This window comes from Streptomyces sp. NPDC005483, assembly GCF_040606035.1.
Classification (GTDB): Bacteria; Actinomycetota; Actinomycetes; order Streptomycetales; family Streptomycetaceae; genus Streptomyces.
The window spans coordinates 1-14,784 of record NZ_JBEXEA010000018.1 but is presented as its reverse complement, the minus strand read 5'-3'; the positions used below and the strand labels follow the sequence as shown (position 1 = coordinate 14,784).

The 14,784-nt window shown below is 72.3% G+C and carries 13 protein-coding genes and 1 pseudogene; 8 read left to right on the top strand and 6 right to left on the bottom strand.

The features are described 5' to 3' along the window. Positions 1-8: 8 nt before the first annotated feature. The 4 genes from ABZT06_RS30675 to ABZT06_RS30660 all read right to left on the bottom strand — a co-directional run bounded on the left by ABZT06_RS30675 (position 9) and on the right by ABZT06_RS30660 (position 5,085). Positions 9-1,364: an AAA domain-containing protein gene (locus ABZT06_RS30675; protein WP_355748041.1), complete on the bottom strand. Its 1,356-nt coding sequence runs from the start codon at positions 1,362-1,364 to the stop codon at positions 9-11. Next, positions 1,361-2,953 (bottom strand): hypothetical protein, encoded by a 1,593-nt coding sequence (locus ABZT06_RS30670; protein WP_355748038.1) that lies wholly within the window; start codon positions 2,951-2,953, stop codon positions 1,361-1,363. The genes ABZT06_RS30675 and ABZT06_RS30670 overlap by 4 nt, the downstream gene beginning before the upstream one ends. An 82-nt stretch (positions 2,954-3,035) precedes the next feature. Then, complete coding sequence (locus ABZT06_RS30665; RefSeq protein WP_355748035.1) at positions 3,036-4,181, bottom strand: hypothetical protein; 1,146 nt, start codon at positions 4,179-4,181, stop codon at positions 3,036-3,038. After that, positions 4,132-5,085 carry a phosphatase PAP2 family protein gene (locus ABZT06_RS30660; RefSeq protein WP_355748032.1) on the bottom strand — a complete coding sequence of 318 codons (954 nt, stop codon included), beginning with the start codon at positions 5,083-5,085 and terminating at the stop codon, positions 4,132-4,134. Before ABZT06_RS30660 ends, ABZT06_RS30665 begins: the two co-directional genes overlap by 50 nt. Before the next feature lie 210 nt (positions 5,086-5,295). Between ABZT06_RS30660 and ABZT06_RS30655 the strand changes: the two genes are divergently transcribed. Beyond that, on the top strand, positions 5,296-5,889 hold the full coding sequence (locus ABZT06_RS30655; RefSeq protein ID WP_355748029.1) for a histidine phosphatase family protein: 594 nt from the start codon (positions 5,296-5,298) through the stop codon (positions 5,887-5,889). A 67-nt stretch (positions 5,890-5,956) separates the two neighbouring features. Here the strand turns inward: ABZT06_RS30655 and ABZT06_RS30650 are convergent, their stop codons facing one another. After that, a complete protein-coding gene (locus ABZT06_RS30650; RefSeq protein ID WP_355748026.1) occupies positions 5,957-7,363 on the bottom strand; it encodes a tetratricopeptide repeat protein in 1,407 nt (468 codons plus the stop codon). A 265-nt stretch (positions 7,364-7,628) separates the two neighbouring features. Here ABZT06_RS30650 and ABZT06_RS30645 point away from each other — a divergent pair, with 265 nt between their 5' ends. Continuing rightward, on the top strand, positions 7,629-7,979 hold the full coding sequence (locus ABZT06_RS30645; RefSeq protein ID WP_355748023.1) for a hypothetical protein: 351 nt from the start codon (positions 7,629-7,631) through the stop codon (positions 7,977-7,979). Positions 7,980-8,054: 75 nt separating this feature from the next. Continuing rightward, positions 8,055-8,906: a fused MFS/spermidine synthase gene (locus tag ABZT06_RS30640; RefSeq protein ID WP_355748020.1), complete on the top strand. Its 852-nt coding sequence runs from the start codon at positions 8,055-8,057 to the stop codon at positions 8,904-8,906. Positions 8,907-8,915: 9 nt separating this feature from the next. Here the strand turns inward: ABZT06_RS30640 and ABZT06_RS30635 are convergent, their stop codons facing one another. Beyond that, positions 8,916-9,422 carry a hypothetical protein gene (locus ABZT06_RS30635; RefSeq protein WP_355748017.1) on the bottom strand — a complete coding sequence of 169 codons (507 nt, stop codon included), beginning with the start codon at positions 9,420-9,422 and terminating at the stop codon, positions 8,916-8,918. A gap of 98 nt (positions 9,423-9,520) precedes the next feature. Here ABZT06_RS30635 and ABZT06_RS30630 point away from each other — a divergent pair, with 98 nt between their 5' ends. The 5 genes and pseudogenes from ABZT06_RS30630 to ABZT06_RS30610 all read left to right on the top strand — a co-directional run. Next, positions 9,521-10,225, top strand: a complete 705-nt coding sequence (locus ABZT06_RS30630; RefSeq protein ID WP_355748014.1) for a response regulator transcription factor — start codon at positions 9,521-9,523, stop codon at positions 10,223-10,225. Beyond that, positions 10,222-11,619 carry a HAMP domain-containing sensor histidine kinase gene (locus tag ABZT06_RS30625; RefSeq protein ID WP_355748011.1) on the top strand — a complete coding sequence of 466 codons (1,398 nt, stop codon included), beginning with the start codon at positions 10,222-10,224 and terminating at the stop codon, positions 11,617-11,619. The genes ABZT06_RS30630 and ABZT06_RS30625 overlap by 4 nt, the downstream gene beginning before the upstream one ends. A gap of 74 nt (positions 11,620-11,693) precedes the next feature. Beyond that, complete coding sequence (locus ABZT06_RS30620) at positions 11,694-13,118, top strand: cellulose binding domain-containing protein (protein WP_355748008.1); 1,425 nt, start codon at positions 11,694-11,696, stop codon at positions 13,116-13,118. 201 nt (positions 13,119-13,319) lie between these two features. After that, a complete protein-coding gene (locus ABZT06_RS30615; RefSeq protein WP_355748005.1) occupies positions 13,320-14,624 on the top strand; it encodes an extracellular solute-binding protein in 1,305 nt (434 codons plus the stop codon). 13 nt (positions 14,625-14,637) lie between these two features. Beyond that, positions 14,638-14,784: pseudogene (locus ABZT06_RS30610) on the top strand (sugar ABC transporter permease); the annotation flags it as partial.

Sequence of the window (14,784 nt, the reverse complement as noted above, 5' to 3'; positions counted from 1 at the left end):
GCTCCCGCTCACGGTCTCCAGGCGACGCGATGCTCCGCCAGCCGCGCGAGCACCGCGTGGTTCGCCTCCCAGCCGTCCGGGAACTTCACCAGGGTTCCCAGCTGGACCGGTTCCGTGGACGGGTAGTCGTCCAGGAGGTCGCTCACGCCCGCCCGGCACACCACGACGCACGCGTGGCGGTGGCGGGAGGCCAGGACGCACAGGCGGCCCGTCTCCAGATGGAAGGCGGTGGCGTCGGGGCGGCCGGAGAGCGGGTGCAGGACGACCGTGACGTCGTACTCGCGGCCCTGGAGACGGTTCGCCGTGTCGACGGTGACGTCCGCGACGCCGAGGTCGGCCAGCGCCGCGCGGACCGCCGCCGCCTGGTCCCGGTGCGCCGTGCCCACCGCGATCCGGTCGGCGGTCAGCGGCACCGGGTCCGACGAACGCTCCGACGTGGCCGCCCCGCCCCGGTCAAGGAGCCGCCGTACGACCGCCGCGACCGCCCGCACCGCCTCCGGGTCCGTGCGCGGGGTGTGCCGTGCGGGCAGCTCCAGCAGGCCCCAGCCGGACTCGGCCGCCGCGTCGATCACCCGGTCGGGGCCCGAGCCGTCCGAGGGCACCGCGAAGGCGAGCCGGCGGTCGTCGTGGCCGGTGCCGCTGCGGAAGGGCGTGTACGGGTAGAAGGCGTCCGAGACCAGCGGCGCGGCCGAGGCGGGGAGTCGCCAGGACACCGGCAGGCGGTGCTGGGGCAGTTCGGGGTTGTGGGCCAGCAGGGTGGTCACCGCCGAGGCCGAGGGGTCGTACGACAGCCCCGCCCACTGCTCACTGCCCACGATCGCGAACGGGTCCAGCTGTCCCGGGTCGCCCACGAACAGCGCCCGCTCGAACAGCCCCGCCACCGCCAGCAGCGAGTCCGAGCGCATCTGGTACGCCTCGTCCACGATCGCGTGCGCCCACGGCTCGTCGACCTTCACGTGCCCCCACTTGGCGGCCGTGGAGATCACGACGGGCAGCCCGGTCAGATCCCCCGCCTTCGCCGACTTGCGGACCTGGGGCAGGTCGTCCAGCGCCTTGTCGTACGGGTCGGCGTCACTGCTGTGCAGCCGCCCGACCGGCAGCTCGGGGCTCTTCTCGGCGAGCCTGAGGACGAGGTCGTCGACCTGGGCGTTGGTCTGCGCGATCACCATCAACGGGCGTCCCGCGTCGGCCAGTTCGAGGGCCGCGCGGACGACGAGGGTGGACTTGCCGGCGCCGGGCGGGGAGTCGACGACGACTCCGCGGTGGGTGCCGTGCAGGGTGTCGTGGAGGATCGCGGCGGTGGCCCGCGCGGCCTCGGCACCGGGGTCGAAGGCCCCCGGGCCCCTGGGGGCGTGGATGGTCACAGCACGTCCTCCGGGGTCAGGGGATCGGCGCTCTCCTGCACGGCCTCGCCGGGCGGCCCGCCGTGCGTCCAGGGCGTGTCCTCAGGGTCGGGCAGCTTCGCGCCGCCGCGCTGCTCGTGCTCGAAGAGCGTGAAGCACACCCGGTCGCCCTTCTCGGGCACGGACCCGGTCTCCGGCTCCTTGCCGCGGCCCATCTTGTCCAGGATCTTGAGGACGATCAGGGCGCCCCCCTCCTCGGACCCCACGAACTCGGCCGACTGGGGCTTGCCGCCCAGGGAGCGGTACACCTTGGCCCGCTCGCCCAGATGCGGCCGGTCGTCGGTCCGTACGGTCACCAGCGGGCGCGGGCTCGGCCGCTTGCCCTCGCTGTACGTCATCACGACGTCCGTGACCTCCCCGGCGAACGCCTCCCCGGACAGCCGCCTCCCCGCCATCACCAGCGGGTCGTCGAGCGCCTCCTGCGCCTCCAGGCGGGCCTGTTCGCGCTCGCGCGCGGCGAGCTTGTTGGCGGCGGTGACCGCGTCGTCGCGGCGCGGCTGCGGGGGCTCGCCCGCCACGACCCGGTCCCGGTGGCTGGTGAACGACCACCGGTCGCGCGTCCAGCGCTCCTCGACGTGCGCCCCCGCGGGCAGCGCCCGCAGCAGGTCCACGCCCCGCCACACCGCGTCCCAGGTGGGGCGGGTGTGGCTCGCGACGAGCGCGCGGATCTCCTGCTCGGCGGCGGTGAGCGCGCCGAGCCGGTCGTCGGCCTCCAGACCGTCCTCGGCGGCGGCGAGAGCGGTCCGCGCGCGGTCGTAGCGCTCCAGGGCGGGGGCGAGCAGCATGTTGTCGAACGCCGGGTCGGTGGCGGGTCCGGCGGGCGGGTGCAGCAGCAGGCCGCGGTCGTCCCGGGCGAGCTCGGCCTCCAGGGCGGCCTCGGCGCCCGAACGGCCCGCGGGCGGGTCGATCCAGGCGAGCAGCGCGCCCAGGTGCTGGTCCTCGAGGGTGGACTGGCCGGTGGACCAGTGCCGGGCCAACAGGTCCGTCATCGCCGGCAGCAGCGAGGAGCCCGGCACCCGGGCCCGCTCCCCGAAGTGGGTCAGCCACCGGCCCAGCAACGGCACCCGGGGCGGGGCCGGATACGGGGTCTCCGGATCCTGTTCCGCCGTACGCCGAAAGCGCATGGACCGCCCGAGCAGCCGTACGAGATCGACGCCCGCGCGGCTCGGCAGGATCAGCTGCGGGGCGTCCGCGCACAGCTCGACCTCGACCTTGACCCGCTTGCCGGTCTCCGGATCGGTCTCGTTGCGCTCGGCGGCCTCCACCGACTCGGCGTATCCGTCCACGTACGGCAGCACGATGTCCGCCAGCTCGGCCAGGAAAGCGAACCTCAGGTCCCGGTCGCGGGGCTGCGGTACGACCAGGAGGTGGGGCGCGTCCCGGTCGGTCCCCACGAGCGCGCCGAGCGGTGCACCGGCCTCGCCCGCGGTGGTGAGCGGGACGAGGACGAGGGGGTGCTCGGCCAGGTGCCGGTGACGGACGGTCGCGGCGGGCTGGGCGCGGCCGGTGCTCACCGCTTCCAGCCGGGCGAGGGTCGTGATCAGGGACACGTGGGCTCCTGGGGACGCGGGGCCGGGGCGAGGACACGAGGGCGCGCGGGACGGCTCGACGCCGTCGCGGCCGGGACCGTTGTCACCACGCGCCACCTCCCGCCGCGGCCGTGATCCCGTGGCCCTCCAGCGCCTCGGCGCGCAGCCGCGCCGCTCTCCGCAGCGCCGCCACCGCCGGGTCGTCGGGATCGCCGGCCTCACCGCGGGCCGCCGCCAGGACCTCGTCGACCGTGGTCAGGCCGCCCAGCTCGGCGCGGACCGAGCGGCCCAGGGAGGTCACCGCGCCGGCCGCGCGGGAGCGGTCCCGGCAGTGGAAGGCCAGTTCGCACGCGGACAGGCACTCGGGCGCGTAGGTCGCCGGGACCGACTCGACCGCGGCGGTCAGTTCGGCGGCGGGCAGGTCGGGGGCGAAGCAGGTGCCGTCGGGCAGGGCGTCGGCGATGTCCTGGATGCGGGTGAGACGCGCCAGCTGGCGGGCGGTGACCGCGCGCTGCTTGCGGATGTCGACGGCCGAGGCGGTGGGCAGGTTGGAGAAGTCCTTGGGGCAGACCAGCAGGACCCGGTGGCGGACCTTCGGGGCCGGTTCCAGGCGGGCGGCGACCTCCTCCAGCGCGAGGACGTACACCGCGGCTTGGCGGGCGGCCGCGCCCACCTTCGACGGGTCCGCCGAACCGTCCAGCATCGGGAAGGACTTGATCTCCACGACCGTCCAGCTGCCGTCCGGGTGCACCACCACCGCGTCCGGCTCCAGGAAGGCGGGGGAGCCGGCGACGTCGAGCGCGAGCATGGGGTGGTCGAGCAGCGTCCACCCCTGTGTCTCGGTGGCTTCACGCAGGGCGAGGGCCGTACGCGCGGTACGGCCCTCGGGTCCGATCGCGGTGAGGTCGGGAACCTGGGCGTCGGTGGGCGGTTCGGCGCTCCGGTCCAGCCGCTCATGCACCAGCCGGAGCAGCTCCGCGCCGCCGTCCGCCTTGACCTTCGCCTCGAAGGCGTTGCCGCGCGTCAGGGCGAACTGCGACTGCCCGAAGGCGGACGGCGAACCCAGCGCGCTCGCCAGCGCCGTCTTGTTCACCCCGGCGCCGTCGAGGATCGCGCGCCGCTTGCAGCCGGGGTTCGCGGCGAGGGCCGCCAGGGCGCGCGCGTCCAGTGCCTTGGCCGGTACCTCGGGCCCGCGCAGCTCAGCGAGCCGCTGCCGGAGCGCCGTCCCCCGCGTCCGTGGGAGCGGCACTCGGCTCGGCTCCGCTTCCGAAGCGTGACTCGCGCTGCCGTGGAATGTGCTCACCCGCGGAAGTCTGGCATCCGCCACTGACAATTGAGGGCTCTGTGTCCCGAGAGGCGACGGAGACGGTCGCTATCCGGGCGCGAAGGCCCGCCGTGGCCCGATCCGCGGCCCGGCTGACGTACGGGGCGAGCAGGAAGCCGAGCCCCATCACCGCCGCACCCGCGGCCGCGTCGAGGAAGTAGTGGTTCGCGGTGCCCATGACCACGATCGTGGTGATCAGCGGGTAGGCGACGGCCGCGGCCTTCGTCGTACGCGTCCTGCCGTGGCGCCACAGCATCACACCGCACCACAGCGCCCAGCCGACGTGCAGGCTCGGCATCGCCGCGTACTGGTTCGTCATGCCGCCCATGCCCCGGGGGGCGCTCGCCTCGCCGCCCCACCAGCCGTACGAGCTGTACTGGGCCATGGTGTCGACGAAGCCGTGGCTCGCCGAGAGGAGGCGGGGCGGGCAGGTCGGCAGCAGGGTGAAGCCGATCAGACCCATGAACGTGGACGTCATCAGCCAGGTGCGGGCTGCGCGGTAGTGCACGGCGCGGGAGCGGAAGAGCCAGATCAGCACGGCCGGTGTGACCAGGTAGTGCAACGAGGCGTACCAGAAGTCGGCCGGTACGCCGATCCAGGTCTGGCTGGTGAACAGCCGGTTGAGCGGGTGTTCGGCGTTGAGGTGCAGGACCTTCTCGACCTTGAGGATCGCCAGGCCGTGGTCGACCGCGCCCGTGACGTCACCCCTGGCCAGGAGCCGGCCGGCGCTGTAGCAGGCGTACACCAACAGGATCAGGGGCAGCTCGGTCCACCAGCGCAGCCGCGTGTCCGGGACTGCCTCGGTGCCTGGTGTCTCGGTCAGCGGCATCCGATCCTGTCCCCCTTCGTTTCGCGCGGCGTCCGGCGGTCCTGTCCGGTCGTGCCACTTTACGGCGTCGTGTGTGCGGGCCCTTGCGGAGTGCCCCCACGCAGCGCCTTCGGCCCTCAAAGACGCTGGGATCGCCCGTCGGGTTGCCCTCCCCCAGCGTGCGCGATGATGGAGAGGTTCCGCCTCCGCTTTCCCCGGAAAGGTTTCTCCATGGCACCGCGCATCCTGCTGGCCCGGCACGGACAGACCGAGTGGTCGCTGTCCGGCAAGCACACCGGCAGGACCGACGTGCCGCTCCTGGAGGAGGGCCGGCGGGGCGCCAAGCTGCTCGGCGAGCGGCTGCGCCGGGCCCCGTACGACGACCTTCCCGGGGTGGAGATACGCACCAGCCCGCTGGCACGCGCGCGTGAGACCTGCGAACTCGCCGGGTTCGGTGAGCGGGCGGCCACCTGGGACACGCTCATGGAATGGGACTACGGCGCGTACGAGGGCATGACCCCGGAGGAGATCCACGCAGCGCGGCCGGGGTGGCTGATCTGGCGGGACGGGGTCCCCGAGGGGGAGTCCCTGCAGGAGATCACTTCTCGCGCGGACGAGGTGGTCACGTGGGCGCGCGCCGCGGACCGGGACGTGCTGGTGTTCGCCCACGGGCACATCCTGCGGTCCATCGGGGCGCGGTGGCTGGGGTTGCCGCTCGACTTCGCGGCGCGGGTGCGGCTGAATCCGACGTCCTTGTCCGTGCTGGGCTGGGCTTATGGGGAGCCGGCGATCGAGAGCTGGAACGACCTGGGGCATCTGGGGTAGTCGCTCGAGTAAGTGCAGTCAGCTCTTTCAGGGGCGCGGGGAACTGCGCGAACCCGCAGCCGACCGACTACGCGGTCCTCGGCATCGACGCATGGCGTTCCAGAAACGCCGACACCCCCGAAGCCCGCCGGTGGGGCAACAGCACCCTCGCCGTCGCCGCCAGCATCGTCTGGATGCGGGACGACTGGACCTCGCCCAGCAGCTCCAGCACCCGCAGCCCCGCCGCCGCGCCCTCGTCGGGGTGGCCGCCCCGGGCCAGGTCGTCGGCGAGTTCGGCCGTGTACAGCGCGATGTTGCGGGTGAAGTGCGGGTCCTGGAGATGCGCCGCGCGGCGCGCGTGCCGGGCGGCCCGGCGCCAGTCGCCCAGCGTGGACCAGCACTGCGCCTCCAGGCCCTCCAGTTCGGCCTCGCCGTAGAAGCTCATCCACTCGGGGTCGGCGTCCGAGAGCCCTCGCTCGAAGAAGGCCTGCGCGCGGGCGAGAGCCTGCTCGCACCCGGTGCGGTCGGCGAGTCCCGCCCAGCCGCCCGCCTCACGCAGCGCGAGCAGTGACATGAGCCGGGGCGAACCCAGGGGCCGGGCGACCCGCTGCGCGGCCTGCGCGGCCCGCACCGCCTCACGTGGCCGTCCCGCGTCGCGCGCGAGGAAGGCGGTGTTGCAGAAGGCGTGCGCCTCCAGGGCGTCGTCACCGGTCACCCGGGCCGTCGCGAGCGCCTCCGCGTAGTGCGAGCGGGCGTCGTCGAACCGTCCGGAGTCGTGCGCGAGCCAGCCCACCGAGATGGCGAGTTCACCCGCTCCCGAGTGCAGCCGGTCGGCGGTGGTCTGCCGGGTCGCCCCGGCGTCCAGCAGCGCGTAGGCGGCGCGCAGTGGAGCCGCCGCGCGCTGGTACAGGCCGTCCGCGCCGTGCCGGTCGTCGAGCAACCGGATCCTGCGCACGGCCTCTTCCAGGGCGCTCGCCTCACCCGCCCCGGCGCGGCGGACCGGCCGTCCGGCGGCCTCGGCGTCCAGGGCGAGCCCGAGGGGGCCCAGTGAGGCGGCGGCGACCGTGGCGCCCCCGCCGGTCATGAATGCGCGACGCAGCACGTCGCTCTCCTCGTAGTTGTCGTACGTCTCGTCAGGGTCCTGCGTGTCTTGCGTGTCATACGGCTCGTACGCCTCCGGCGTCTCACCCGTGGTCCGCGGTCGGCGTCCGCGGACCGACGCGCGGGAGGCGAAGCCCAGGTCGGTGAGCGTGCGGCCGGGGAACATGTGCAGGAACACCCGTTCGTACGCGTAGTTGGGGCAGCGGATCTCGCCCGCCTCGACGCGGCCCACATAGCGCGCGTCGCAGCTGACGCTCTCGCCGATCTCGCGCGCGGCCCGTCGCACCGCCGCGGCGAACTCGGCCGGCGAGCGCTGTCCGCGCAGGCGCCGGAACGCGAGATTCGGCCGCGGTGGTGTGGGGGACTGGGACGAGGTCACCATTGACGACGCCATGGCCGGGTCCTCTCGTGCGAACCGTCGAACCATGCCGGAGGTGGGGCGAGTTGACTGGTTTGTCAGTGTGACGCCCTGTTTCCGGCGGGCAAGAACGTACCTGTTGTGTCCGGGTCGCCATGCGGGGTTTGGCTACAAACCGGATATCTCATCCGGGATCCGCCATGAAGTGCCATCCTTTGCGGCGGACTTCGGCCGTAGCCGTTGACGCCGGCGCGCGTTGAACCTCTCGGAGTCGGACGAGGGTTCCTTGATGGAGGCCGCGATGGAGATCAGCTGTGACGTGGTCACGGTACCGACGCGACACGGCCTGGAGGCCGTCGACATCCTGCGGCGGGGGGTGGGCGAAGGGGTCGGGCCCGTGCTGCACGACGACGGCGGCCAGACGCTGGGTTTCCTGGTGCCACCGGGGACGGCCGCGGGGTGGGACCTCCCCGGCAGCACGTGCACGGAGACCGACGGCCGGGGGCTACGACTGGCCCCCGAGCCTCCTGTGGAGGGCGCGGACTGGCTGCTGCCCCCGGGAGACGCGGACCTCGCGACCGACCCGGCGGTACTGCGAGCGGCACTGGACGAGGCGGCGAGACTCATCGAGGCAGCGGACAACTGCCGGTGACCGCGCCCACGACAAGCCCCCACCGGGCGCGGGCCCGCGGACGCGAGACGGCCCACCGCCCCGGATAATGGCGGAGTGGGAAAGTCCAGAAGGTCCGCCGAAGCCGTCGTAGAACCCGTCGACGGCGGCCTCGCCGAGCTCATCCCCGACCGTGAGCGCACCCAGGCGTGGACGCTGCTCATCGACGGCGCACCGCAGTCCCACGTGGACCTTGACGACCCGACCCACCTCTCCTTCGAGTACCAGCGCCGACTAGGCCACGTCATCGACCTCGCCGCACCTCCCGGCAAGCCCGTGCACGCCGTACACCTCGGCGGAGGCGCGTTCTCCCTCGCCCGGTACCTCGCCGCCACCCGCCCCCGCTCCACCCAGCAGGTCGTCGAGCGGGACGCGGCCCTCGTCCAACTGGTCCGGCAGAAGCTCCCCCTGGAGCCGACCGCGCGGATACGAGTGCGGTCCCTCGACGCCCGCGACGGACTCGCCAAGGTCGCCGACGGATGGGCCGACCTCGTCATCGCCGACGTGTTCAGCGGAGCCAGGACCCCGGCACATCTCACCTCGACCGAGTTCCTCGACGAGGTCCGAAGGGCGCTCAAGCCGGGCGGCTGCTACGCCGCCAACCTCGCCGACGGACCGCCGCTCGCCCATCTCCGCGGCCAGATCGCCACCGCCGCCGCCCGCTTCCCCGAACTCGCGCTCGTCGCCGACCCGACGGTCCTGCGCGGCAAACGCTTCGGCAACGCCGTCCTGGTCGCCTCCGACACCCCCCTGCCGATCGCGGAACTGACCCGCCGCGCCGCCTCCGACCCGCACCCGGGCCGCGTCGAACACGGCAGGGCGCTCCTCGACTTCACCGGTGGGGCCGTACCCGTGGCGGACGCCGAGGCGGTGGCCTCCCCGGCGCCGCCGCCGTCCGTGTTCAGATGACCCGGTGACTCAGTAGGTCCCGATCTCCACCCGCGGCGGCCCGTCGTGCCAGGTGCAGAACACCGACACCCGGTCCGCGCCCGAGGAGAACTCCACCCGGATCCACGACTCCGTCTTCCACACCTGCATCGACCAGCCCGTGCCCGGCGTCGCGGACACCAGGGTCGCCGACTTCTCGCCGAGGTCGAAGACCGCCCGGCCGCCGTCGGTGTCGTAGCTCTTGATCTGGCCGGAGGCGGTGGGGGAAGGGCTCTTCGAGGGCGTCGGTCGCGCGGTCGTGGGGCTCGGCGTCGGCGCGGGGCTCTTCGACGGAGTGGCCCGCCCGGTCCGCGTGGGCGTCGGTGACGTCAGCGGTTTCGACTCCTGGGTCGTCGCCCCGGCCGCCGTGATCGGCAGCGCGCGCGGCGGGTCGTAGGCCGTGCCGGCCATGACCGTGTGGACACCCCACCACGACAACGTGACCGCTGCGCCGGTGGCGAGCAGCCAGGCCAGTACGTGTACGAGTCCTCTGCGCATCGCCCGCCATACTGCCTCACGCGTCCCACAGGCCGCACACGGACTGAGTTATCCACAGGCCCCGGCCGTGCCCGCCCGAATCGCGTACGGTGCGGCGCATGGCAAGTGTGCTCGTGGTCGAGGACGACCAGTTCGTCCGCTCGGCGCTCATCCGGCACCTGACCGACGCGGCACACACCGTGCGCAGCGTCGGGACGGCGCTGGAGGCGCTGCGCGAGGTCGCCCATTTCCGTTTCGACGTGGTGATCCTGGACCTCGGACTGCCCGATCTCGACGGGTCCGAGGCCCTGAAGATGCTGCGCGGGATCACCGACGTCCCGGTCATCATCGCCACCGCGCGGGACGACGAGACGGAGATCGTCCGTCTGCTGAACGCCGGGGCGGACGACTACCTCACCAAGCCCTTCTCGGTCGAGCACCTCTCCGCCCGGATGGCCGCCGTCCTGCGACGGTCCCGGGCCGCCGGAGGTGACGCACCGCCCGAGACCGTGCTGCGCGTCGGCGGCCTGAGCGTCGACCCGCTGCGCCGCCAGGCCGAACTGGACGGAGCCCGACTCGACCTCACCCGCCGCGAGTTCGACCTGCTCGCCTTCCTGGCCGCCCGGCCCGGCGTGGTCGTGCCCCGCAAGGAACTCCTCGCGGAGGTCTGGCAGCAGTCCTACGGCGACGACCAGACGATCGACGTCCATCTGTCGTGGCTCAGGCGCAAGTTGGGCGAGACGGCCGCACAGCCCCGCTATCTGCACACCCTGCGGGGCGTCGGCGTGAAGCTGGAACCACCGGGCGGGGGGCTGCCGCTGTGAGGTGGGCCCTGGTCAAGGTGTGTCTGGCGGTCACCACCATGGTCGTGGTCGCCTTCGCCGTCCCGCTCGGCCTCGTCATCAAGGAGATGGCTCGGGACCGCGCGTTCTCCAACGCCGAGCGGGAGGCGGCCGCCGTCGCCCCCGCCCTGTCCATCACCACCGACCGCGACCAGCTGGAGCGGGTCGTCGCCTCCGCGGGCTCGGACTCCGGGATGGCCGTCCACATACCGGCGGGCGGAGGCCAGCGGGCCGTGGACATCGGACGGGAGCGGGCCGCCGCCGACGACATCGCGACCGTGCGCAGGCTGGGCCGCGCCTCCACCACCGAGGTGCCCGGCGGCTCCACCCTGCTCCAGCCGGTCGCGCTCAGCTCCGGCGAGATAGCCGTCGTCGAGGTGTACGTCCCCGAGTCCGAGGTGAGCAACGGCGTCGCGACCGCCTGGGCGGTTCTCGCGGGCGTCGGTATCGCGCTCGTCGTCGGCTCGGTCGCGGTCGCCGACCGGCTCGGCGTACGGATGGTGCAGCCCGCGCAGAAACTCGTCGAGGGCGCCCATGAGCTGGGGGAGGGGAAGCTGGGCGCACGGGTGCCGGAGGAGGGGCCGAACGAACTGCGGCTGGCGGCGGTCGCGTTCAACTCCATGGCCGACCAGGTCGTACAACTGCTGGCGAACGAACGGGAGCTGGCCGCCGACCTGTCCCACCGGCTGCGCACCCCGCTGACCGTGCTGCGGCTCAACGCGGCCTCGCTCGGGGACGGTCCGGCCGCCGAGCAGACCCGGGCGGCGGTCGCGCAGCTGGAGCGCGAGGTCGACACCATCATCCGTACTGCCCGGGAGGCCAAGCCGCAGACCGCGGCCGTCGGGCCCGGCGCCGGGTGCGACGCGGCCGAGGTGGTCCGGGAGCGGATGGGGTTCTGGTCGGCGCTCGCCGAGGACGAGGGCCGCAAGTGGCGGGTGGCCGGCACCGAACGGCCGGTGCGCATACCCGTGGCCCGGGCGGACCTCGCGGCCGCACTGGACGCCCTGCTCGGCAACGTCTTCCGGCACACCCGGGAGGGCACGGCCTTCGCGGTCGACGTGCACAACGGCGAGGACGCGGTGATCGTGCTCGTCTCCGACGCGGGCCCCGGCATCCGCGACCCGGAGGCCGCCATGGCGCGCGGGCGGGGGTCCGGCAGCACCGGGTCGACCGGGCTCGGGCTGGACATCGTGCGGCGGCTCGCCGAGGCGACGGGCGGGGACGTACGGATCGGGTCGTCGGTGCTGGGCGGCACCGAGGTGCGGCTGTGGATCCAGCTGGACGGGCGGGAGCCGGTGCGCCGGGGACACCGGGTGCGCAGGCGCCGGACGGGCAGACTGGTCTCGACCTTTAACCGGCCCCGATCCCTTCCTTAAGCGTGCCCTAAGATCCTCAACGCCCGCCCTGATCAGGCCATTTGCCCGTTTCCGGATCGCTAGCGTGCCACGCCATGAGCATCCATCGGCGCAGAGTGAGCGGCAGGAACAAGGCGATCGGCGGGGTGGTCGCCGCCGCCGTGGTGGGGACCGGCGCGGTCCTGTTGAGCGGTACGGCCCAGGCGGCCGGGATCGGGGCGGCGTACACGAAGACCAGTGACTGGTCGACGGGGTACAGCGCGCAGTACGTCGTGACCAACAACAGCGGGGCGGCGGAGCGGGACTGGAAGCTGGAGTTCGATCTGCCGTCGGGCGCGAAGCTCGGCTCCCTGTGGAACGCCGAGTCGGCGGTCAGCGGGCAGCACGTCACCGTGACGTCGGCGAAGTGGGACACCGACGGGCTGGCGCCCGGCGAGTCCGTCACCGTCGGCTTCGTCGTCAACGGCGCCGCCGACCCCACGGGGTGTCTCGTGGACGGCGCGAAGTGCTCCGCCGACGACACCTCCGCCCCCACACCGACCGTCACCCCCACACCCACCCCCAGCGCCACACCCACCGCCACCCCCACACCCACCTCCGCCCCGACCTCGACCGCCTCCCCCTCGGCCGGCGCCCGTTTCGCCCCCTACGTCGACACCTCCCTCTACCCGGCCTTCGACCTCCTCGCGAGCCAGGCGGCCACCGGCGTGAGGGACTACAACCTCGCCTTCGTCACCGACGGTGGCGGCTGCACCCCCAAGTGGGGCGGGGTCACCGACCTGGCGAGCGATGCCGTGGCCGCGCAGATCGGCGCGCTGCGGGCGAAGGGCGGGGACGTCCGGGTCTCCTTCGGCGGCGCCTCCGGCTCCGAGCTGGCCACGACCTGCTCCTCGGCGGACGCGCTGGCGGCGGCGTACGGCAAGGCCGTGGACGCGTACGGCCTCACCAAGGTCGACTTCGACGTGGAGGGCGGGGCGCTGCCGAACACCGCCGCGAACACCCGGCGGGCGCAGGCGATCGCGAAGCTCCAGGACCGGCACCCCGGCCTGGACGTCTCCTACACCCTCCCGGTGATGCCCGAGGGCCTCACCCAGGACGGCGTCGACCTGCTCGCGAACGCCAAGTCCAACGGCGTGCGGATCGACACCGTGAACATCATGGCGATGGACTACGGGGCCTCGTACAGCGCAGACATGGGCACGTACGCCGAGCAGGCCGCCACCGCCACCCAGGCGCAGGTCAAGGGCGTCCTCGGGCTGTCCGACAGCGCGGCCTGGAAGGCGGTCGCCGTCACGCCGATGATCGGGGTCAACGACGTGGCCTCGGAGATCTTCAAGGTCGACGACGCCTCCCAGCTCGTGGCCTTCGCCAAGGCGAAGGGTCTCGGCGGGCTGTCGATGTGGTCCGCGACCCGGGACAAGCAGTGCTCCGGCGGTGCGAAGCCCACCGCCGACGCGAGCTGCAGCTCGATCGTCCAGGACGCGTTCGCCTTCTCGAAGGCCTTCGCCGCCTACAGGTGAACCCGTCGCGGGCGAGGCTCCTGTGTCACCGGTAGGCAGGGATGTCGGTCACGTTTCGACAAATCGGGTCGATAGCTATTGACGCATGACCTGACATAACGCTGTCATTGCGCCACCGTGTTCGGTCAAGTTGGTTTCTGGTCGATTACGACCGGTCGCCGAATCCCTCCGTGACTGAACCCCTGCCTTCAGGAGCCGTACATGCGTGACCTTTCGTCCTCCCTCCCGTCGCCCAGCCGTCGCGGTCTGCTCAAGGGCGTCGGTGGTGCCGCCCTGCTCGGAGCCGGTATCCCCCTGCTGTCCGCCTGTGGCAGTAGCGGCAGTTCGTCGGACCCCAAGACCGTCACGCTGGGCTCCAACCAGTCGGACGCCGTGCCGAAGAAGGCGTACGGGGAGATCTACACGGCGTTCACGAAGCAGTCGGGGATATCCGTCAAGGTCAACACCAAGGACCACAACACGTTCCAGGAGCAGATCAACTCGTATCTGCAGGGCACGCCGGACGACGTGTTCAACTGGTTCGCCGGGTACCGCATGCAGTTCTTCGCGTCCAAGGGACTGGCCTCCCCGATCGACGACGTGTGGGAGAAGATCGGCGACAACTTCCCCGACGCGATGAAGAAGCTGTCCAAGGGCGCGGACGGCAAGTACTACTTCGTGCCGCTGGTCACGTACCCGTGGGCGATCTTCTACCGCAAGAGCGTCTTCGCGCAGCACGGCTATGAGGTCCCCACCACGTGGGACGCCTTCGTGGCGCTGTGCAAGCAGATGAAGAAGGACGGTCTGGTCCCGATCGCGTTCGGTGACAAGGACGCCTGGCCGGCGATGGGCACCTTCGACCAGCTCAACTTCCGCACCAACGGCTACGACTTCCACGTCGATCTGATGGCGGGCAAGGCCTCCTGGACGGACGCCAAGGTCAAGACCGTCTTCGACCACTGGGCCGAGATACTGCCCTACCACCAGGACGGTTTCATGGGCCGCACCTGGCAGGACGCGGCGCAGACCCTGGTGGCCAAGAAGGCCGGCATGTACGTGCTGGGCACCTTCGTGGCGCAGCAGTTCACCAACAAGGCCGACCTGGACGACCTCGACTTCTTCGCCTTCCCGGAGATCAACTCCGCGTACGGGCAGGACACCGTCGAGGCTCCGGCCGACGGCTTCATGGTGTCCAAGTCGCCGAAGAACAAGGCGGGCGTCACCAAGCTCATGCAGTACCTGGGCACGCCGGACGCCGAGCAGATCTACCTCAAGTCCGACACCAGCGTGGTGGCCGCCTCCAACAAGGCCGACACCTCCTCGTACACGCCGCTGCAGAAGAAGGCGTACGAGATGATCACCGGTGCCAAGAGCCTGACCCAGTTCATGGACCGGGACTCGCGTCCCGACTTCACCTCGACGGTGATGCAGCCCGCGCTGCAGAAGTTCCTCCAGAACCCCAAGGGCGTCGACAGTCTGCTGTCCTCGATCGAACGCCAGAAGAAGACGATCTTCGCGTCCTCCTGAGCTGAGCGGCTGAATGACTACCGACACGAACACGAAGAGCCCGGAGGCGGCCGCGGTGCCGCCTTCGGGCCCTGCCCCTGTCAACAAGCGGGTTCCGCGGGGGCACAAGCGCCTGCTGACCCGCCGTGACCGGCTCACGCTCGGCTTCATGGCCGGCGTG